This window comes from Methylobacterium sp. Gmos1 (assembly GCF_053764715.1).
In genome coordinates this window covers 1-18,074 of the sequence record NZ_JBSNCC010000007.1, presented here as the reverse complement: position 1 = coordinate 18,074, position 18,074 = coordinate 1, and the positions used below count along the sequence as shown (strand labels likewise).

Sequence of the window (18,074 nt, the reverse complement as noted above, 5' to 3'; positions counted from 1 at the left end):
ACACCAAGCCAGAAGCTTGGCGAAAATTCGAGAACGGAACCAAAGGTCGTTTGCAACGACCGTTGGTATCACGCGATGATCAGAACCGCGCCTCCGTCAGGTGCGCGAGCTGCGCGCCGACCTCGTAGGCGGCCTCCCTCAGCCGCCGGCGCGGCGCCGCGACCGGATCGGTGACCGGCAGCGGCAGGTCGCCCTCGCCGATCTCGCCCGAGACGAGATCGGCGAGGCAGCGGCCGAAGACGGTGCCGGGCGCGATGCCGCGTCCGTTGTAGCCGCTGAACGAGATCACGTTGCGGCCGAGGCGGTGGAAGCGCGGCAGGTTGTTCGCCGTCATGCCGATCTGGCCGTACCACTCGGTCTCGAACGGCACGCCGGCGAGCTGCGGAAACAGCCTCGCCAGCGCCCGCCGGCCCCAGCCGCGGTGGATCGCCAGGCCCGGACCGCGCAGGGCCCCGACGCTGCCGAAGATCAGGCGGCCCCGGCGGTCGAACCGGAACGAGCTCAGCACGCTCCTCGTGTCCCAGGCGCCCTGGCGCTCGGGCAGGATCGAGCGGCGCAGGTTGTCACCGAGCGGCGCGGTCGCCATGTTGAAGTACGGCAGGTGGACGAGCTCGGCCCGGATCTCCGGCCAGACCGCACTGGTATAGGCGTTGGTCGCCACGACGACGTGGGACGCCTCGAGGCTGCCGTGCGGGGTGTCGAGGCGCCAGCTTCCGCCCTGGTCGGTCGCGGCGACGACCGGGCTTGCCGTATGGATCCGGGCCCCGGCGGCGATCGCGGCACCCGCGAGGCCCCGGGCATAGGCGAGCGGCTGGATCGTGCCGGCCCGCCCGTCGAGAAGCGCGCCCGCATAGGCCCGGGTGCCGACCATCCGGGCGGTCTCCTCCGCGTCGAGCAGCCGGACGTCCGCGCCGCGCGCCTGCCACTGCCGGGCGCGCTCCTGCACCTCCGCGAGGCCCGCCTGCCCCACGGCGCAGTGCAGCGTGCCCTGCCGCTCGGGCTCGCAGGCGATGCCGTGCCGCTCCACGAGGGCGAAGACCTCGGCGGGCGCACGCCCGAGCAGGTCGAGGAGGCGCGGGCCGTAGAGAGGCCCGAGTTCGGCGGGCAGGTCGTCGGGCATCACCCACATCCCGGCATTGACGAGCCCGACGTTCCGGCCCGAGCCGCCGAACCCGATCTCGACCCCTTCGAGGACAGCGACGCGGGCGCCGCCCTGCGCGAGGTGCAGGGCGGCGGACAGGCCGGTGAAGCCGCCGCCCACCACCGCCACGTCGACCGTGCTCCGCCCGTCGAGGGGCGTCGTCGGCGGGGCCGGGGGCGCCGATCGCTCCCAGAGGCCGTGGCTGCGCGGATCGTCGTTCATGGTTCGCCACTCTCGGGACCGGTCTCGCCGGCGACCGCCGCGGATCGCCCGGCGGGACAGGCATAGCCGATGTCGGGGCCGGAGGCGTGAATCCGGCCGCACCATTTCTCGCCCCTGACAGCCATGCCTGCCGCTGAGAGCCTGCTTGATGAGCCGGCACAGTCTTGACACCCTCGGGGGCATTCCAAAACCGCGAATACCTCGCAGGGTACCAACACCGTCGATAAAACCAAACAATCTCTGAAATTTTTGCCGCTTCTTCAGCTACTATTTGACTCTGCCGCAGAGGTATATAAATCGATATTTCCGGGCAAGTGCCACGCTGCGTATTCCACCTGGACAAGGCGCAATGCAAATGGCGTCAGATCGCTCCATCGAGGACATTCTTGCGGCGATCCGCAAGGTTCTCACCGAGTCTCCGTCAGCTCCAGCCGATGCATCCCCGCTACCAATGGCCGACCAGCCTCGGCCGAGGGATGAGCCCGATATTCCGCCAGCACCAGCTCCTTCGCCGGATGCCGAGGACCTGAAGCGTCGGGTGCTGATCCACAACGAGAAGACGAAGCTGACCGCAACGGCCAGGAACACGACGGCCGTCGCGCTGTTCGGCGGCGGCTTCGTGTTGCCGGTGATCGGCCTCAGCTTCCCGCTAGCGGCGGCGCCGCCGACCGGTCAGGTCACGGCCATCACCATGATCGTTTGGGCTTTGGTGGCCGGGAGCCTACATTGGTGGGCGCGATCGATGCTGGAAGGGCTGCGGTAATGGACGGCTACTGGCTCCTGCTCTTCGTCCCGCCCCTGGTCGCCGTGTTCGCGGCCTGGCTCGGTTCCCGCGCGATCAAGCGCGGCGCGGCGCAGATCGATCGGGACCGTCAAGCGCTGCGCGACGGCCACCCGGCGAACCGGGAACGGGAGACGATGCGCACGCCCGTCAGCGGGTGAGATCCATGAGACGATTGCATCCCGGATCCACGCCTGCCCGGGCCGGGTCACGGTGTCCGCGGTCGAGGCCAGTCGGATATCGGCGCGTGGAGGCGGGCTCGGCCTCGTCGGGGGCCGACTGAGACGCACGATCCGGCCGGACGAGATACGAGCTCCGGCAATCTCAAGTTGCGCCAACGACCCACATAACGCAACATAACCTGACCAAAAGACATACACTCGTCTGCATTATAGCTAGTCATTCCCGCTATTAACTTGCCGTCAACGGCCCCGCCATCTCATACGAGGAACGATTTCCGTTCCCGTACGCGACGCGACGTCGATCCCCGTGGGACCTTCCGTGACAGCCAGACTGGAAGACTGCATCGTCGGCCTCCTGTCCTTCGTGCTCGCCGCCGGCACGATCCACCTGACGAGCGACGGCCGCGACGTGGCGGCCGTGTGGCCGGCCAACGCCGTGCTCCTCGCCGCCCTGCTCGGCCGTCGCCAAGGTTCGGGGACAGGGGTGTTCGTCGCCGGGTTCCTGGCCAACGTGGCGGCGAACACGGCGATGCGGGGGCCGAGCCTCGGCCACGGTCTCTACGCCCTGTGCAACCTCGTCGAGATCGGCGTCGCCGCCCGGCTGCTCCGGCCCGCCCTGGCCGAGGACGGGCTCCTCGGCACACCCGCCGTCGTCGGGCGGTTCATCCTGGTCTGCGGCGGCGTCGCCCCGGCGCTGAGCGGGGTCGGCGGCGCCGTCACCACCTGGCTGCTGTTCGGGCAGGACGTGCTGGACGCCTTCGCCGCCTGGCTCCTCGCCGACGGCCTCGGCCTCCTGATCCTGACGCCGTTCTTCTCGGCGGTCCTCGGCGGCGAGTATCTGCGCTGCTTCTCCGGCAAGGACTGGCGCCAGCGCGCCGAGGCGCTGGGCGTGCAGGCGCTGACCGCGGCGGTCGCCTACGGGGTGTTCTTCGTCACCGTGCGGCCGATGCTGTTCGTGCTCTTCGGCCCGGTGATGCTGGCGACGTTCCGGGTCGGGCGGCTCGGCACGACGCTCTCGGTGCTGATCGTGGCCGGCATCGGCGCCGTCGCGACCCTGGACGGCCGCGGCCCGATCGCCGCCATCGCGCCGGATCCGCGCGAGCAGGCGGTCCTGTTCCAGGTCTTCCTGGCGATCCTCCTTCTGACCGGCCTGCCCGTCGCCGCGGCCCTCTCCGCGCGGGGCGCGCGCCTCGCCTCGCTGTCGCGGAGCGCCGAGGCCCTGCGCGAGCGGGAGGCGGTGCTCGCCCGCCTCGCCGCCACCGATCCGCTGACCGGCGCGCTCAACCGCGCGGCGTTCCGCGACGCGGCCGTCGCGGCGATGCAGGACCCGGCCCGCGCACCGTCGAGCCTGATCGCCCTCGACCTCGACCTGTTCAAGCAGGTCAACGACCGGCACGGCCACGCCGTCGGTGACCGGGCGCTGGTCCATCTGGTGGCGGTCCTGCGCGCGGGCTTGCGCGAGCACGACGCGATCGGCCGCGTCGGCGGCGACGAGTTCCTGGTCCTGCTCCCCGGCCTCGGCCTCGACCGGGCGGGCGCGATCGCCGCACGCCTCCAGGAGGCCCTGCGCCGCGAGCCCCTGGCGCTCGACGACGGCACCGTGTTGCCGCTCGCCATGTCCTGCGGCGTCGCCCTGCACCGGCCGCGGACGAGCTTCGAGGCCTGCGCGCACGAGGCCGACATGGCGCTCTACGCCGCCAAGCGTGCCGGGCGCGGGGCGGCGTGAGGCGGAAGCGGCAGCGTCGACCCTCGATCCGCCGATCGCCTCAATAGGCCTTGCCGCGCGCCGAGACCGGCCAGAGCGTCTCGACCCGGCCGTCGCGCACCCCGACATACCAGTCGTGCAGGTTGCAGGTCGGGTCGCAATGCCCGGGCACGAGGCGCAGCTTCTCGTTGACCGCGAGCACGCCGTCGGGATCGTCGAGGACGCCGTGCTCGTCCGAGCACTTGACGTAGGTCACGTCGGTCCGGCCGTAGACCACGGACAGGCCCGAATCGACCGACTGGACCTTCAACCCGGCATCGCAGACCGCAAAGCCGGGCCTGGCGCGGCTCATCACGCTGGTGAGGATGAACAGCGCGTTCTCCCACTCACCCCTGTCGAGGCGCGTGCCGTCGCCGTCGCGGATCCGGCCGTAATCGGCGTCCATGAAGGCGTAGCTGCCGCACTGGATCTCGGTGTAGACGCCCGAGCCGCTCTCGAAGGCATAGCTGCCGGTGCCGCCGCCGCTGACGATCTCAGGGGGAAGCCCGTCCGCCGTCAGGGCGTCGACCGTCTCCCGGACCCGCGCGAGCGCGGCGTCGAACTGCGCGCGGCGCTCGTCGTGGCGCTCGATGTGCTGCATCGCCCCCTGGTAGGCCTGGAGGCCGGCAAAGCGCAGGCCGGGAGCGGCCGCGACCGCCCGGGCGATCGCCACCGCCTCGGGCGCGGTCCCGACGCCGCAACGGCCGGCGCCGCAATCGATCTCGACGAAGCAATCGAGCTCGGTGCCGTGGCGCTGCGCCGCCGCCGAGAGGTCGGCGACGTTGGCCGGATCGTCGACGCAGACGGTGACCCGGGCGCCGTAGCGCGGCAGCCGCGCCAGGCGGTCGATCTTCCGGGGATCGCGCACCTCGTTCGAGACCAGGATGTCGGTGATGCCGGCGCGGGCGAACACCTCGGCCTCCGACACCTTCTGGCAGCAGACGCCGACGGCGCCGCCGAGATCCTGCTGGAGGCGCAGCACGTCGACCGACTTGTGCATCTTGCCGTGGGCGCGGTGGCGCATGCCGTGGGCCCGGGCGTGGTCGCCCATCCGGCGGATGTTGCGCTCCAGCGCGTCGAGATCGAGGATCAGGCAGGGCGTCTGGATCTCGTCCTCGCGCATCCCGGGAAGCGCCGGAACGTCGTAGCCGACCTCGAGGCCGGCGAACGGGTCGGCAAGTGGGGCGGCCTGCGGGGCGGCCTGCGGGGCGGCGGTCATGGGCTCGTCTCCTTCACTGCCGGAGGTTCGTCGTGCCCGGGGGCGCGGCGGGGGACGGCCGCGCCCCGCGAGCAGGGACGCGCGGCACGACTGTGCTTGCCGTGCCGTGCTCGTCTTGCCAATCTTGCCTGGCCAATCTTGGCTTGCCGGTCTTGCCTTGCCGGTCTTGCATCACCTTCGCTGCCGAACCGGTCGGCCGCCCGGGCGGCGGCCGCTCCCGGCTGTCGGACCGATGCTCACGCGGACAGCGCCCCGGCCCGCGTCTCGGGCGTCGCGAGCATCGCGGCGACGCCGAGGAGGCTCGTTGCGATGACGTAGTAGGCGGGCGCGAGCGGGTCGCCGGTGACGCCGATCAGCCAGGTCACGACGAGCTGCGTGGTGCCCCCGAACACCGTGACGACGAAGGCGTAGGCCACCGAGAGGCCGGCGCTGCGCACGCTGCGCGGCAGGAGCTCGGGGATCGCCACCAGGCTCGCCGCGCCGCTCATCGCGCCGAGCGTCGCGATCAGGGCCGACATGCTCAGAAGCGTGGCGGGGCCGGGATCCCGCGTCATCAGCAGGAAGGCCGGATAGGCGGCGAGAAGCAGCAGGACCCGCGGCACGATCATCACCAGGCGCCGGCCGTAGGCGTCGGCGAGGGCGCCCGCCAGCACCGAGAAGACGAGGACGCAGAGTCCGACCACCGCCGTCGCGGCGATCGACAGGCTCGCCGGCAGCTTCAGCGTCGTGATCGCGTAGGTGGTCATGTAGTTGCCGACATAGGTCGAGACCGTGCCGCAGAGCAGGATCGGCACCATCAGCGCCAGCTTCCCGCCGTGATCGCGCAGGAGCCGCGAGAGTACGGCACCGGTCGTCGCCTCGGCGTGCCCCGCCCCCTCGCCCGCGGTCTCCGGCATGGCGCGCCGGATGTAGACCCCGACCGGGATGATGAGCAGGCCGAGCAGGAACGGGACGCGCCAGCCCCAGTCCTGCATCTGCTCCGCCGTCAGCGCCAGGGACAGGGCGAGGCCGATCGCGCCGGCGGCGAGCGTCGCGAGGCCCTGGCTCGCGAGCTGCCAGCTCGCGTAGAGGCCGCGCTTGCCCGGCGGCGCGCTCTCGATGAGGTAGGCGGTCGAGGGGCCGACCTCGCCGCCGAGCGCGAAGCCCTGGATCAGGCGCCCGACCACGATCAGTGCGGGCGCGGCCATGCCGATGGTCGCGTAGCCGGGGGTGAGCGCCAGCATCAGCATGCCGACCGCCATCAACCCGATGGTGAGCATCATGGCGGGCTTGCGGCCGGCGCGGTCGGCATAGGCGCCGATGAACACTCCGCCGATCGGCCGGGTGACGAAGCCGACACCGAATGTCGCGACCGAGGCGAGCAGGCTGACCCAGGCGTCGCCGGTGGGGAAGAAGGTGCGGCCGATCGTGACGGCGAAGAAGGCGTAGGTGGTGAAGTCGTAGAATTCGAGGGTGTTGCCGATGACGGCCGCGACGACGCCGCGCCGGCGCGCGGCGTCGTCCGAGACGGGGGCGGCCGCCGCTGCGCCGGGCAGGGGCGTGAGAAGGGCGGCATTCGTGGCAGTATTCATGGGCGTTCCTCCGGCCGGGTCGCGGCTCGCTCGTTGTAATCGTTGCGTCGTGATTCTTGCGTCGTGGTCGTCGCGCGGATGGTTCCTGCCCGCGCATGGTTGGCGTGGGCATGTTTCGGCCTGATGCACGGCACGCGTTGCGCCGTGCAGCAAGCATCTCGTGTCGAAGGCGGGGCACCCTGGCCAGGATGTCGGGCGCGCCTCCCCCGGGCGTGCAAAGCTGTCCGGAGACGGAAGTGGCGCCGGCAATCCCCTCTCCCCGCGGGCGGGGAGAGGGCCGTGTTCCTGTTCAGGGAACACGGCAAGCGGAGGCGCAGCCGGAGCGAGGGTGAGGGGGTGCTGCCGAACGTGGCTCCTCCGGAAACACCCCCTCACCCTCGCCCTACGGCCTCGCTGCATCTCCTGAACGGGGACGCAGCCCTCTCCCCGCCCGCGGGGAGAGGAGAACACCGCGCCTCTTCCTTGTGCCGGACAGCCCTGCCGGGCGCGGGGCCCGCGTGCGCGGTCAGGCGGCGAGCCGGCGTCCCTCGACCGGCAGGCCGCCCTCGACCGCGTCGGCGGCGATCTGCGCCGTCGCGGCCGACAGGGTCCAGCCCAGATGGCCGTGCCCGGTATTGTAGAAGATGCCCCGCTGCCGGCCCGGCCCGACCCGCGGCAGCATGCCGGGCATCATCGGCCGCAGGCCGCTCCAGGCCACCACCCGGTCGGTCGCGACGCGCGGGAACTGCTCGCGCGTCCAGCGCACCAGCGGCTCGATCCGGTCGTGCCGGATGTCGCGGTTGAAGCCGTTGAACTCCGCCGTGCCGGCGACGCGGAACCGGTCCCGGCCGAGGCGGCTCGTCACGATCTTCGTCGCGTCGTCGAGGATGCTGACCTGCGGCGCCGCCTCCCGGCTCTCGGGCGTGTGCAGCTGCACGGTGATCGAGTAGCCCTTGACGGGATAGATGTTGAGGCGGTCACCGAGCCCGGCGGCGAGGTCCCGGCTGGCGCAGCCGGCGCAGATCACCACCCCGTCGACGTCGAGCGGCTCGGCGATCGCGGGGGCCGCCCGGTCGTCGCCGGCGGAGGACCGCCGGCGGATGCGCCAGCCCTCGCCCGCCGGCACGATCGCCTCGATCGCGGAATCGTACAGGAAGGCGACGCCGCGCCGGGCGCAGGCCTCGGCGAGGCCGCGGGTGAACTTGTGGATGTCGCCGGTCGAGTCCGAGGGCGTGAAGAAGCCGCCGTGATACGTCCCCTGCAGGGTCGGCTCGATGGACCGGATCTCGTCGGGGCCGACCGGGTCGCGCGCGAGCCCGCCCTTGCGCAGGAGCGTGTTGACGGCGAGCGCCTTCTCGAAGCCGGCGCGGTCCCGGTAGAAATGCAGGATGCCGCGCTGCTCCAGGTCGAAGTCGATGCCCTCGCGCTCGGCCATGGCGAACATCTGCCGGCGGGCGGCGAGCGCCAGGCGCACGGTCTCGACGGTATTGGCCTCGTAGTGCCGGATCTGGCCGATGAACTCGGCCATCCAGGAATACTTGTGCCAGCTCGGCTTCGGGTTGACGAGCAGCGGCGCGTCGCGCCGCATCATCCACTTGAGGCCCTGGAGGATGGTCGCCGCCTTGTTCCAGACCTCGGCGTTGCTGACCGAGAGCTGGCCGCCATTGGCGAACGAGGTCTCCATGCCGGCGTAGCGGTTCCGGTCGAGGACCGTGACGTCGTAGCCGCGCTCGCGGAGCGCGTAGGCGGTGGTCACGCCGGTGATGCCGGCGCCGATGACGGCGATGTGGGGCATGGATCTGGCTTTCCGTGAACGCGTGCGAAGGCGGGATGACCCCGCCCATGCGCCCCATCTGTCACGGTACCTGAGAGCGTCGTCCGCCCGCTGGCGCAGGCAGACATCCCCTTCGGTGGACGGCCTGTTGCAGCCGCCTCTCTCCAGATCGTCCTGACGACACGGTCCTTCTGCCTGAGAGTTTCCGGGGCGGTTGCTCCGTCGGCGCCGAGGGTGCGCGAAGCCCCTCGATCTCTCCCGCATCGTCGTAGTGGACGTCGACACTCGTATCGGCACCTGCCCTAGTCGTCAAGTCGAATTCGACGGCAATTTTTGCGGAACGACAAGACGAAGACGAGACATGCATCGACTTGCCAAACAACATCGCAGTCTTGAACGGCGCGCACGCCGACACGGCCGGACCGCGGGGCGGTCCGGCCGTGTCGTGCGAGCCCGTGGACGATCCGTCGGCCGCTGCATCGGGGTCGAGCGTGGCGTTTCCCGTCCGGGCGGACCCTGGACGACGCGCCAGCCGCTGTTCAAGACCGTTCGGGAACACTGCCATTCCTGCAAGGAATGATGGCGAGGACCGCCCACGATCATCGGCGGCTCCGGTGTGCCCCGCGCACGCCTGTTGCCCGTCCCGGCCCGGGGCGCGATACTCGCCGGCCGTTCAAACAAAAGACCAATGTTGCGGAGGAAACGTCATGGGTGCCTTGGGTGTGCTGCGGACCGCGACGGCGGCCGCGGCCCTGTCGTTGGTCGCGCTCGCGGCGCTCGCCGCGGACTACCCGGCGCCCCGGGAGGGCGACTGGACGATCAAGGACTTCACGTTCCACACCGGCGAGGTGCTGCCGGAGCTGCGCCTGCACTACACCACGGTGGGCGATCCCAAGGGCGAGCCGGTGGTCGTCCTGCACGGCACCACCGGTTCGGCGGCCAGCATGCTGACGCCCGGCTTCGCCGGCGAGCTGTTCGGCCCCGGCCAGCCGCTCGACGCGGCGACGCACTACATCATCCTCCCGGACGCGATCGGCCACGGCCGGTCGTCGAAGCCCTCCGACGGGCTGAAGGCGAAGTTCCCGCGCTACAACTACGACGACATGGCCGAGGCGCAGTACCGGCTGGTCACCGAGCATCTCGGCCTCAAGCACGTCCGGCTGGTCATCGGCAACTCGATGGGCGGGATGCACGCCTGGATCCTCGGCGTGAAGCATCCCGGGTTCATGGACGCCCTCGTGCCGATGGCGTCGCAGCCGAGCGAGATGGCGAGCCGCAACTGGATGCTGCGCCGGCTCCTGACCGAGACCATCCGGCGCGACCCGGCCTACGCGAACGGCGCCTACACGACCCAGCCGCCGTCGCTGCGGGTCGCCAACGTGTTCTTCGCCCTCGCCACCAGCGGCGGCACGCTGGCCTTGCAGAAGCAGGCGCCGACCGGTGAGCTCGCCGACAAGCTCGTCGATGCCCGCCTGGCGGCGCCGTTCACCGCGGACGCCAACGACTACGTCTACCAGTGGGATTCGTCGCGCGGCTATGACCCCTCCCCGGGCCTGGAGGCGATCTCGGCGCCGGTGCTGGCGATCAACTCGGCGGACGACGAGCGCAACCCGCCCGAGACCGGGATCATGGAGCGCGAGATGAAGCGCCTGAAGAACGGGCGTCTCTACCTGATCCCGGCGAGCACCGAGACCAGCGGCCACGGCACCACGGGCTTTGCCCGATTCTACAAGCAGCAGCTCCAGGACTTCCTGCGAGCCGCGCCGAAGCGGGCGATGTAGGCCGCCCCGCCACGACACGGCGGCGCCGGCATCCGCCGGTGCCGCACCGGACGATGCTCCCGGATACCGTTCCGCCGCAGATCCCGGCCGCCGCCTTCGCGACATCGTCCGGAGGGGCGGGCTCGGGACGGCGCCCGGGAGACCATACCCCCGCGACCGGAGAGGCGCCGATGCGCGACTTCAACGAGCACACCATCACGCAGGCCGTGATCGACCGCTTCGCCGAGACGCCGGATCCGCGCCTGAAGGCGGTCCTGTCGAGCCTCGTGCGCCACCTGCACGACTTCGTGCGCGACACCGACCTGACCTTCGAGGAGTGGCAGGCCGGCATCGCCTTCCTGACCCGCACCGGGCAGACCTGCGACGCGCACCGGCAGGAATTCATCTTGCTCTCCGACACGCTCGGCGTCTCGATGCTGGTCGACGCCATCAACCATCGCATGCCGCAGGGCGCGACCGAGACCACGGTGCTCGGCCCCTTCTACGTCGAGGAGGCGCCCGAGCGGCCGAACGGCGCCGACATCGCCGGCCCGCTCGAGGGCACGCCGCTCCTCGTCACCGGCTCGGTCTCCTCCGCGGACGGAGAGCCGCTCGCCGGCGCCACCGTCGACGTCTGGCACGCCGACGACGACGGCGCCTACGACGTGCAGCAGCTCGACGCGCTCGGCGGGCTCGCCGGCCGGGCGCGGTTCCGCACCGACCGGCAAGGCCGCTTCCACTTCTGGACCGTCATGCCGGCCTGGTACCCGATCCCCGCCGACGGGCCGGTCGGCGAGATGCTGAACGCCACCCACCGCCACCCGAACCGGCCGGCCCACGTGCACTTCATGATCGCGGCGCCCGGCCACGAGACGCTCATCACCCACGTCTTTTCCGCCGACAGCCCGTGGCTCGACTCGGACGCGGTGTTCGGGGTGAAGACCTCGCTGATCGCGGAGTTCGCCGAGCATCCGCCGGGGACGGCACCGGACGGGCGAAAGGTGGAGCGATCATTCCGGCATCTCGCCTACGATTTCGGCCTGAAGGCCGCCTGACTACCCCGGCCCGGGAGGCACGAAACCCGGACGAAGACCCCGCGAACGGGGCCGTCTCACCCGATCCGCGGCCCTGGACCGGCGCATCTCCGGTTATGGCGACCTCGCGGGTTCTCGACTGCCATCCCCGCCTGCATCGTTAACCAATCTTTAAAGAACGGACCCAAACCAGCGAATTCGGCCCCTTCCGGCCCCGCCGATGTCATGACGAATGCACACGTCGATGTTAGGAAATCAGTAACGATCCTGGGGCCGCCGCCATGACCATGCATCTCGTCAACAACCAGCACGCCGTCGATCTCGCGCAGATCGTCAACGATGCGTGGGCGCATCCCGAGCAGCTCTATGTCGGGATGGAGGGCCCGGTTCGCGCGGCGGTGAACGAGGCGATGGCCCGGCTCGACGACGGCACCCTGCGCGTCGCCGAGAAGGTCGACGGGACTTGGCGCGTCAACGAGTGGCTGATCAACGCCCTGATGGTCGCCTCCCATATCGGCGACTACTCGCTCGTCGAGGGCGGGCCCGGGGCGGCGTGCTGGTGGGACAAGGAGCACTCGAAGTTCGCCGGCTGGGGCGAGGCGCAGTTCCGGGCCGCCGCCTTCCGGGCCCTGCCGGGCTGCTTCGTGCGCTACAGCGCGCACGTCGCCCGCAAGGTCGTGCTGCTGCCGAGCTTCGTCAGCTGGGGCGCCCGGGTCGACGAGGGCACGATGATCGACTCGTGGGCCACCGTCGGCTCCTGCGCCCAGGTCGGCCGCAACGTCCACATCTCGGCCGGCGTCGTCCTCGGCGGGGTGATCGAGCCGCGCCAGGTGCGCCCGGTCGTCATCGAGGACGATTGCTTCGTCGGCGCGCAATGCAGCGTCGTCGAGGGGATGATCGTCGGCGAGGGCTCGGTCATCGGCGCCGGCACCATCCTGTCGGCCTCGACGAAGATCATCGACCGGGCGACCGGCGAGGTGTTCCGCGGCGCGGTGCCGCCCTACTCGGTGGTGGTGCCGGGCTCGCTCCCGGGCCAGCCGCTCGCCGACGGCTCGCCGGGCCCGCTCCTGCACTGCGCCGTGATCGTCAAGCGCGTCGACGCCAAAACCCGCGCCAAGGCCTGCGTCAACGACCTGTTCCGGGCGTGATCGCGGCGGCCGGCCCCGGCGGGGGCGGCCGCGATCGGACCTTCCTCACGAACGGGGCTCCGCATGCCGGTTCCGACGATCCACCCCCTGCGCCTGGCGTCAGGCGGGCTCATCGCGCTGGCCGTCGCGATGGGCATCGGCCGCTTCTCCTACACGCCGATCCTGCCGGGGATGGCCGCCGACCTCGCCCTGACCAAGGCGCAAGCAGGCCTGCTGGCCTCGGCGAACCTCCTCGGCTACCTCGTCGGCGCGCTCGGCGCCGCGCTGCCGGCCCTGCGCGGCTCGCCGCGGCGCTGGTTCGTCGTCTCCCTCGCCGCGAGCGCGGTCAGCACGATCCTGATGGCGGCGGCGGGCGACGTCCCGACCTTCCTGGCGCTGCGCTTCGTCGGCGGCGTGGCGAGCGCCTTCGTGCTCGTCTTCGCCTCGACGGTGATCCTCGACCGGCTCGCCGCGATGGGGCGCTCCGGGCTGTCCTCGCTGCATTTCGCCGGGATCGGGGCCGGCATCGTGCTCTCGGCGCTGCTCGTGAACGCGGCCGGGGCGCTCGGCGCCGACTGGCGGGGCGCCTGGCTCGTCGTCGGGCTCACCGCCCTCCTCGCGACCCCGGTGGTCGGCGCGCTGGTGCCGCCGGAGGGCCACGCCGCCGCCCCGGCCGCGGAGCGCGGCGGGCTCACTCTCGACCGGCCGCTCTCCGCGCTGCTGGCCTCCTACTTCCTGTTCGGCCTCGGCTACGTCACCACCGCGACCTTCCTGGTGACGATCGTCCGGGCGACGCCCGACCTGCGCCCCTTCGAATCGGCGATCTGGCTCGTCGTCGGCGTCTCGGCGATTCCCTCGGTGGCGTCGTGGACCTGGCTCGGCCGCCGGATCGGCGTCGTGCCGACGCTGAGCCTGGCGCTCGCCGCCGAGGCCGCCGGCGTCGTCGGCAGCGTCGTGGCGACCGGCGCCGGCGGTGCGATGGTGGCGGCCGCCCTCCTGGGCGGGACCTTCGTGCCGATCACGGCGCTCGGGATCATGGCCGCCCGGTCCCTCGCCGGGGCCCGCAGGCGCCAGGTGGTCGCGGTGATGACCGCCTCGTTCGGCCTCGGCTCGATCATCGCGCCGACGATCGCCGGGGCGCTGGCGGATCTCACCGGCAGCTTCGCGCTGCCGAGCTACCTCGCCGCCGGAGCCCTCGCCCTCGCGGCCCTCCTCGCCCTCGCGGCCGATCCGCGCCGGGCCGCCGGAGCGCCCGTCCTGCCCCAGGCGAGCGGGGCCTGAGAGCCCAGGCTTGGGTTTCAGCTCGCGGCCCGGATGCCCGCGACCGGACCGGAGGCCGGGCCTCCCAGGGTCCCGGACGCGGCCGCCACCGCCTCGACGACGCGCAGGATCGGCTGGGGCCGCCCGAGCAGGTAGCCCTGGACCTGCGTGCAGCCGGCCTCGCGCACCAGGGCGAGCTGGCGGGGGGTCTCGACGCCCTCGGCGGTGGTGCACATGCCGAGCTCCTTCGCGAGGCCGGCGAGCGCCTTGACGATCGCCGCGCTGTCGGCCCTCTCGGGCATGTCCCGCACGAAGGAGCGGTCGATCTTGATCTTGTCGAGCGGGACGTTGTGCAGGTGGCTCAGCGACGAGTAGCCGGTGCCGAAATCGTCGAGCACGACGCGCACCCCGAGCCCGCGCAGGCCCTCGAGCGCCTTCCCGTTCTCGTAGCCCTTGGTGAACAGGGCGGTCTCGGTGATCTCCAGCTCCAGGCGCTCCGGGTCGAGGCCGGTCTCGGCGAGGATGCCGGTGACGTCGGCGACGATGGTGGCGCTGGCGAGCTGCACCGGCGAGAGGTTGACGGCGATCCGCAAGGACCGGGGCAGCGCGGCGAAGTCGGTGCAGGCGCGGCGCAGGACCCAGGCGCCGATCTCGACGATCAGCCCGGTCTCCTCGGCGATCGGCACGAACACGCCCGGGCTCACCGCCCCGCGCACCGGATGGTGCCAGCGCAGCAGGGCCTCGTAGCCGCACAGGGTATCCTGCGCGAGGTCGTAGATCGGCTGGTAGGCCAGTTCGAGCTGGTGGCTCGCGAGGGCGACGCGCAGGTCGGCCTCGATCGCGAGCCGCTCGTGCAGCCGCGCGCCCATGTCGTCGGCGAACAGGCAGGCCGTGCCGCGGCCGGCGGCCTTGGCCTGGTAGAGCGCGAGGTCGGCATGCCTGAGCAGCGTGTCGCCGTCGCGGTCGCCGGCGGCCGCGACGGCGATGCCGATGCTGGCGCCGGTGACGACGGCGTGGCCGAACACGTCGAAGGGCCGGCGCAGCTCCGCGATCAGGTGCCGGCTCAACGCCTCGGCCTCGGCCGGCAGATCGGGCGAGGCGCAGATCAGCGCGAACTCGTCGCCGCCGAGCCGGGCCACGATCGTGCGGTGGCCGATGCAGGCCTGGAGGCGCTCGGCGACGAGGCGCAGCAGCTCGTCGCCGGCCGGGTGGCCGAGCGTGTCGTTGACGTCCTTGAAGCGGTCGAGGTCGAGGTAGAGGACCGCGACGCCGCCCTCCCCGGAGGCCGGCCCCAGGGCCTCCTCCAGCTCGCTGCGAAACAGCACCCGGTTCGGCAGCCGGGTGAGCGGGTCGTGGTGGGCGAGGAAGCGGATCCGGCTCTCGCGCTCGCTCAGGATCGCGTTCTGCCGCATCGCCTCCTCGGCGGCCTCGTTGGCGCGCTGGTTGGCGCTCGCGAGGTCGGCGAGGGCGGAGCGCACCGCCGTGATGTCGGTGCGGATGCCGACGATGCAGCCGTCGGCCGTGCGGCGCTCGGTGATGAGCAGCCACTGCCCGCCGGGAAGCTGGCGCTCGACCGTGCCGCTGCCGGCGCGGTGCCAGGCGACCGTCTCGCGCACGAACTCGTCGATGCGGCCCTCCGCCTGCGGATACTGCCCGAGCTCGGCGCCCCGGCGGATCACGTCCTCGAAGCGCGCGCCCTTGACGATGAACGGGGCAGTGGTGGCGTAGAGGTCGCGGTAGCGCTGGTTCCAGGTCACGAGGCGGTCGTTCTCGTCCCACATGACGAAGCCGTCCGACATCGCCTCGATGGCGTTCGTCAGGACCGTGCTGGCGCGGGTGCGCTCGGCATCGAGCCGCTCGCGGCCGCGCAGAGCCACGAGGAGCGCGACCGCGAAGGCGGTGATCAGGAGGGCGCCGGCGCCGACCGTGGCGACGAGCCGCACGCGGTTGCGGCGCCAATCGGCCAGGGCGACGGCCTGCGGGACGCCGAGCCCGACGAAGATGGAGCCGTACAGCGTCGGCCGGACGACCGCGAAGGCCGCCTCGGATCCGTCGGTCGCCGGCGGGACGAAGGTGCGGCCGTCGCTGCGCAGGCCGTCGAGGCTCGGGGCCTGCACCCGGCCCATATTGACCTCGTCGTGCGGCAGGCTGGCGATCAGCTGGCCGCCCCGGCGCTGCAGCGCGACGCGAAAGCCCGCCTGGAGGCCGGTCTCGGCGAGGCCGCGGGTGAGGACCGGCAGCGGCACCTCGGCGACGGCGAGGATCTCGCCGGCCTGCGGCAGCTCGATCTGGCGCCCGACATAGAGCGACCAGTCGCCCGTGACCGGGTTGCGCACCGGTCCGAGGATCGCGCTCGAGCCGGTCGTCCGGGTCTGGTTGAACTCCGCCATGCCGAACGGGAGCGGCCGGCCGGCCCCCCGCTGCCGGGTCCCGGCCCAGATCGTCCCGTCGGCCCGCACGAGGTAGAGGTCGCGGAACGCCAGGGTCTGGAAGTTCAGGCCGCGCAGGAGCTGGGTCGCCGTCGCCGGCGTGATCGCCGCGCCCGAGCCGGCAAAGAGCGTCGGCAGGCTGGCGAGGGCGCCGTCGACCTGCAGGACCTGGCGGTTGAACGCGGCCTCAACGCCTTGCGCCGCGCGTTCGAGGCCGGCCTGCGCCGCCTGCCGGGCGGTCCGCTCGCCATTGTGCAGGATGAGCGCCGTGCCGGCCGCCAGCAGCAGCAGGATGAGGGTGGTGCCGGCGGCGATCGCCAGCTTGATTCTGCGCCACATCATCAGTCGCCAGCCGCCGTCCCGGTCACAGGCTCACTCCGCCTTGCTCACTCCGCCTTCGCCGTCACCCCGAGCGCGGGCTTCAGCGTGGCGTTCCAGGCGCCGACGCAGGCCTCGCCGCAGCGCTCGATCCAGCGCGGCAGCACCGTCTCGGTGAGGAGGCGATGGCGGCGCTCGGCGTCGCGCGTGGAGAGCGGCACCAGCGTCATCGGCTTTCGCGGCGCGCCCCGGCAGGTCGCTTGCGAGGTCGCTTGCGAGGTCCCTTGCGAAGTCACTTGAGAAGTCATCTGGGTGGCGCAGGCGAGGCCCCGGGCGGTGTCCTCCTCGGCCTGCGTCCAGATGCGCTGCTCGAGATCGGCCACGCCCCGGCGCACCTCGTCGCGCAGGTCCGCCGGGAGCGCCCGCCAGGCCGCGATGTTGGCGCCGAAGAACGACATGCCCCAGCTGATCGCCATGGCGTGGACGTGGGTCGCGACGTCCGCCAGGCCGATCTCGTAGCCGCTGAGGGTCCCGGTGATCGCGCAATCGGCGACGCCGTCGCGCAGGGCCGCCGCCGTCTCGGCGAAGGGGATGATGACCGGCATCGCGCCGAGCGCCGCCATCAGCTCGGACTGCCCCACCGACGAGGTCCGGATGCGCCGGCCGGCGAGGTCGGCGAGGCCCTCGAACTTGCGGGTGCAGAACAGGACCTGCGCCGGATAGGCGTAGATGCCGAGAAGCTCGATGCCGTAGCGCTCGCGCAGCACCTGGCTCAGGTGCTCGCGGTAATGCCCGACGGTCTGGCGCAGGGCCGCCATGTCGGGGTTGAGCGCCGGCAGGTCGACGGCGTTGAGCTCGGGCTCGTCCCCGGCCGCCACGGCCAGCAATGCCGTGCCGAACGGCACCACGCCGAGCCGCATCAGCTGGAGCATGTCCTCGCCGCGCAGGCCGCTCTCGTTGAACGGGCGGATGCTCACGGTGAGGCGGCCGCCGGTGCGCGCGCCGATCTCCGTCTGCCAGAACGGCTGTTCGAGCAGCCGGTACTGGCTCACGCCGGCAAGGCCCCCGACCACCGTCAGGCGCACCGGCTCCGCGGCCGAGGCACCGGAGCCCGTCAGCCACGGGACCAGCGCCGCGGCGAGCGCCGCCAGGGAAACCGCCACCCTTCCCCGCCGCAGGGACCGGATGGCGTTCGGGCGCGCGGATCCCTCGCGCCTCGTGTTGGGTGGCTCGGCCATGAGCTGGGCTCCTGCCCCGCGGCATCGTTCACGGCCCAGTATCGCCACGACCCGTTATGAATTCGCTAACCGAGCGCCGCCATCAAAGCTTCCATCCGTTATGCGCGTGCATGAAATCGCGAGCTCGCGCGAGTAGAAGCATCATGGCTTTCAGGCTGAGCCGAGCTCGGACCCTGAGAGCCTGTTTGAGGCCCTCTGCCGTCCGTCCCCATCTGTCTTGCTGAGAACAACCTGGGCTCCGCCTGGCCGGGCGGAGGCAAGAGCAGATGTGGACGGACCGACATCGGACGCGTCA

13 protein-coding genes and 2 riboswitches are annotated in these 18,074 nt (G+C 71.8%); of the genes, 7 read left to right on the top strand and 6 right to left on the bottom strand.

Features of this window, described 5'->3' with window-relative positions; translation table 11 throughout:
• Positions 1 to 79 precede the first annotated feature (79 nt).
• Positions 80 to 1,363: an NAD(P)/FAD-dependent oxidoreductase gene (locus ACS5PV_RS15520; protein WP_455396237.1), complete on the bottom strand. Its 1,284-nt coding sequence runs from the start codon at positions 1,361 to 1,363 to the stop codon at positions 80 to 82.
• A gap of 355 nt (positions 1,364 to 1,718) precedes the next feature.
• Between ACS5PV_RS15520 and ACS5PV_RS15515 the strand changes: the two genes are divergently transcribed.
• The 3 genes from ACS5PV_RS15515 to ACS5PV_RS15505 all read left to right on the top strand — a co-directional run bounded on the left by ACS5PV_RS15515 (position 1,719) and on the right by ACS5PV_RS15505 (position 4,052).
• Positions 1,719 to 2,126, top strand: coding sequence for a hypothetical protein (locus ACS5PV_RS15515; RefSeq protein WP_455396236.1), 408 nt, complete (start codon positions 1,719 to 1,721; stop codon positions 2,124 to 2,126).
• Positions 2,126 to 2,305 (top strand): hypothetical protein, encoded by a 180-nt coding sequence (locus tag ACS5PV_RS15510; protein WP_455396235.1) that lies wholly within the window; start codon positions 2,126 to 2,128, stop codon positions 2,303 to 2,305. Before ACS5PV_RS15515 ends, ACS5PV_RS15510 begins: the two co-directional genes overlap by 1 nt.
• Positions 2,306 to 2,645: 340 nt before the next feature.
• Positions 2,646 to 4,052: a diguanylate cyclase gene (locus ACS5PV_RS15505; protein WP_455396234.1), complete on the top strand. Its 1,407-nt coding sequence runs from the start codon at positions 2,646 to 2,648 to the stop codon at positions 4,050 to 4,052.
• A 40-nt stretch (positions 4,053 to 4,092) separates the two neighbouring features.
• On the opposite strand, the gene bhcC is transcribed toward ACS5PV_RS15505, so the two are convergent.
• From bhcC to ACS5PV_RS15490, 3 genes are all read right to left on the bottom strand, one after another.
• Positions 4,093 to 5,289 carry a 3-hydroxy-D-aspartate aldolase BhcC gene (gene bhcC, locus ACS5PV_RS15500; RefSeq protein WP_455396233.1) on the bottom strand — a complete coding sequence of 399 codons (1,197 nt, stop codon included), beginning with the start codon at positions 5,287 to 5,289 and terminating at the stop codon, positions 4,093 to 4,095.
• A gap of 236 nt (positions 5,290 to 5,525) precedes the next feature.
• Positions 5,526 to 6,860, bottom strand: coding sequence for an MFS transporter (locus ACS5PV_RS15495; RefSeq protein ID WP_455396232.1), 1,335 nt, complete (start codon positions 6,858 to 6,860; stop codon positions 5,526 to 5,528).
• Positions 6,861 to 7,365: 505 nt separating this feature from the next.
• The gene (locus tag ACS5PV_RS15490) at positions 7,366 to 8,634 is read right to left on the bottom strand and encodes a D-amino acid dehydrogenase (RefSeq protein WP_455396231.1); all 1,269 of its coding nucleotides are present in this window, start codon (positions 8,632 to 8,634) and stop codon (positions 7,366 to 7,368) included.
• A gap of 56 nt (positions 8,635 to 8,690) precedes the next feature.
• Positions 8,691 to 8,783, bottom strand: a riboswitch (glycine riboswitch).
• 3 nt (positions 8,784 to 8,786) lie between these two features.
• A riboswitch (glycine riboswitch) is annotated at positions 8,787 to 8,884 on the bottom strand.
• Between the two features lie 436 nt (positions 8,885 to 9,320).
• On the opposite strand from ACS5PV_RS15490, the gene ACS5PV_RS15485 reads away from it, so the two are divergent.
• The 4 genes from ACS5PV_RS15485 to ACS5PV_RS15470 all read left to right on the top strand — a co-directional run bounded on the left by ACS5PV_RS15485 (position 9,321) and on the right by ACS5PV_RS15470 (position 13,815).
• Positions 9,321 to 10,394 (top strand): alpha/beta fold hydrolase, encoded by a 1,074-nt coding sequence (locus tag ACS5PV_RS15485; RefSeq protein WP_455396230.1) that lies wholly within the window; start codon positions 9,321 to 9,323, stop codon positions 10,392 to 10,394.
• Positions 10,395 to 10,564: 170 nt separating this feature from the next.
• The gene (locus ACS5PV_RS15480; RefSeq protein WP_455396229.1) at positions 10,565 to 11,428 is read left to right on the top strand and encodes an intradiol ring-cleavage dioxygenase; all 864 of its coding nucleotides are present in this window, start codon (positions 10,565 to 10,567) and stop codon (positions 11,426 to 11,428) included.
• A gap of 260 nt (positions 11,429 to 11,688) precedes the next feature.
• Complete coding sequence (locus ACS5PV_RS15475) at positions 11,689 to 12,555, top strand: 2,3,4,5-tetrahydropyridine-2,6-dicarboxylate N-succinyltransferase (protein ID WP_455396228.1); 867 nt, start codon at positions 11,689 to 11,691, stop codon at positions 12,553 to 12,555.
• A 63-nt stretch (positions 12,556 to 12,618) separates the two neighbouring features.
• Complete coding sequence (locus ACS5PV_RS15470; protein WP_455396227.1) at positions 12,619 to 13,815, top strand: YbfB/YjiJ family MFS transporter; 1,197 nt, start codon at positions 12,619 to 12,621, stop codon at positions 13,813 to 13,815.
• Positions 13,816 to 13,832: 17 nt separating this feature from the next.
• Here ACS5PV_RS15470 and ACS5PV_RS15465 read toward each other — a convergent pair whose 3' ends face one another.
• Entirely contained in the window at positions 13,833 to 16,565 is a 2,733-nt protein-coding gene (locus ACS5PV_RS15465; protein ID WP_455396226.1) for a bifunctional diguanylate cyclase/phosphodiesterase, read from the bottom strand.
• Between the two features lie 44 nt (positions 16,566 to 16,609).
• The gene (locus ACS5PV_RS15460) at positions 16,610 to 17,779 is read right to left on the bottom strand and encodes a TRAP transporter substrate-binding protein (RefSeq protein WP_455396225.1); all 1,170 of its coding nucleotides are present in this window, start codon (positions 17,777 to 17,779) and stop codon (positions 16,610 to 16,612) included.
• Between the last annotated feature and the right edge of the window lie 295 nt (positions 17,780 to 18,074).

Bases quoted from the DNA above. Each gene is read 5' to 3' on its own strand.
- ACS5PV_RS15520 (WP_455396237.1), bottom strand. From the start codon at position 1,363: ATGAACGACGATCCGCGCAGCCACGGCCTCTGGGAGCGATCGGCGCCC.
- ACS5PV_RS15515 (WP_455396236.1), top strand. From the start codon at position 1,719: ATGGCGTCAGATCGCTCCATCGAGGACATTCTTGCGGCGATCCGCAAG.
- ACS5PV_RS15510 (WP_455396235.1), top strand. From the start codon at position 2,126: ATGGACGGCTACTGGCTCCTGCTCTTCGTCCCGCCCCTGGTCGCCGTG.
- bhcC (WP_455396233.1), bottom strand. From the start codon at position 5,289: ATGACCGCCGCCCCGCAGGCCGCCCCGCAGGCCGCCCCACTTGCCGAC.
- ACS5PV_RS15495 (WP_455396232.1), bottom strand. From the start codon at position 6,860: ATGAATACTGCCACGAATGCCGCCCTTCTCACGCCCCTGCCCGGCGCA.
- ACS5PV_RS15490 (WP_455396231.1), bottom strand. From the start codon at position 8,634: ATGCCCCACATCGCCGTCATCGGCGCCGGCATCACCGGCGTGACCACC.
- ACS5PV_RS15485 (WP_455396230.1), top strand. From the start codon at position 9,321: ATGGGTGCCTTGGGTGTGCTGCGGACCGCGACGGCGGCCGCGGCCCTG.
- ACS5PV_RS15480 (WP_455396229.1), top strand. From the start codon at position 10,565: ATGCGCGACTTCAACGAGCACACCATCACGCAGGCCGTGATCGACCGC.
- ACS5PV_RS15475 (WP_455396228.1), top strand. From the start codon at position 11,689: ATGACCATGCATCTCGTCAACAACCAGCACGCCGTCGATCTCGCGCAG.
- ACS5PV_RS15470 (WP_455396227.1), top strand. From the start codon at position 12,619: ATGCCGGTTCCGACGATCCACCCCCTGCGCCTGGCGTCAGGCGGGCTC.
- ACS5PV_RS15465 (WP_455396226.1), bottom strand. From the start codon at position 16,565: ATGATGTGGCGCAGAATCAAGCTGGCGATCGCCGCCGGCACCACCCTC.
- ACS5PV_RS15460 (WP_455396225.1), bottom strand. From the start codon at position 17,779: ATGGCCGAGCCACCCAACACGAGGCGCGAGGGATCCGCGCGCCCGAAC.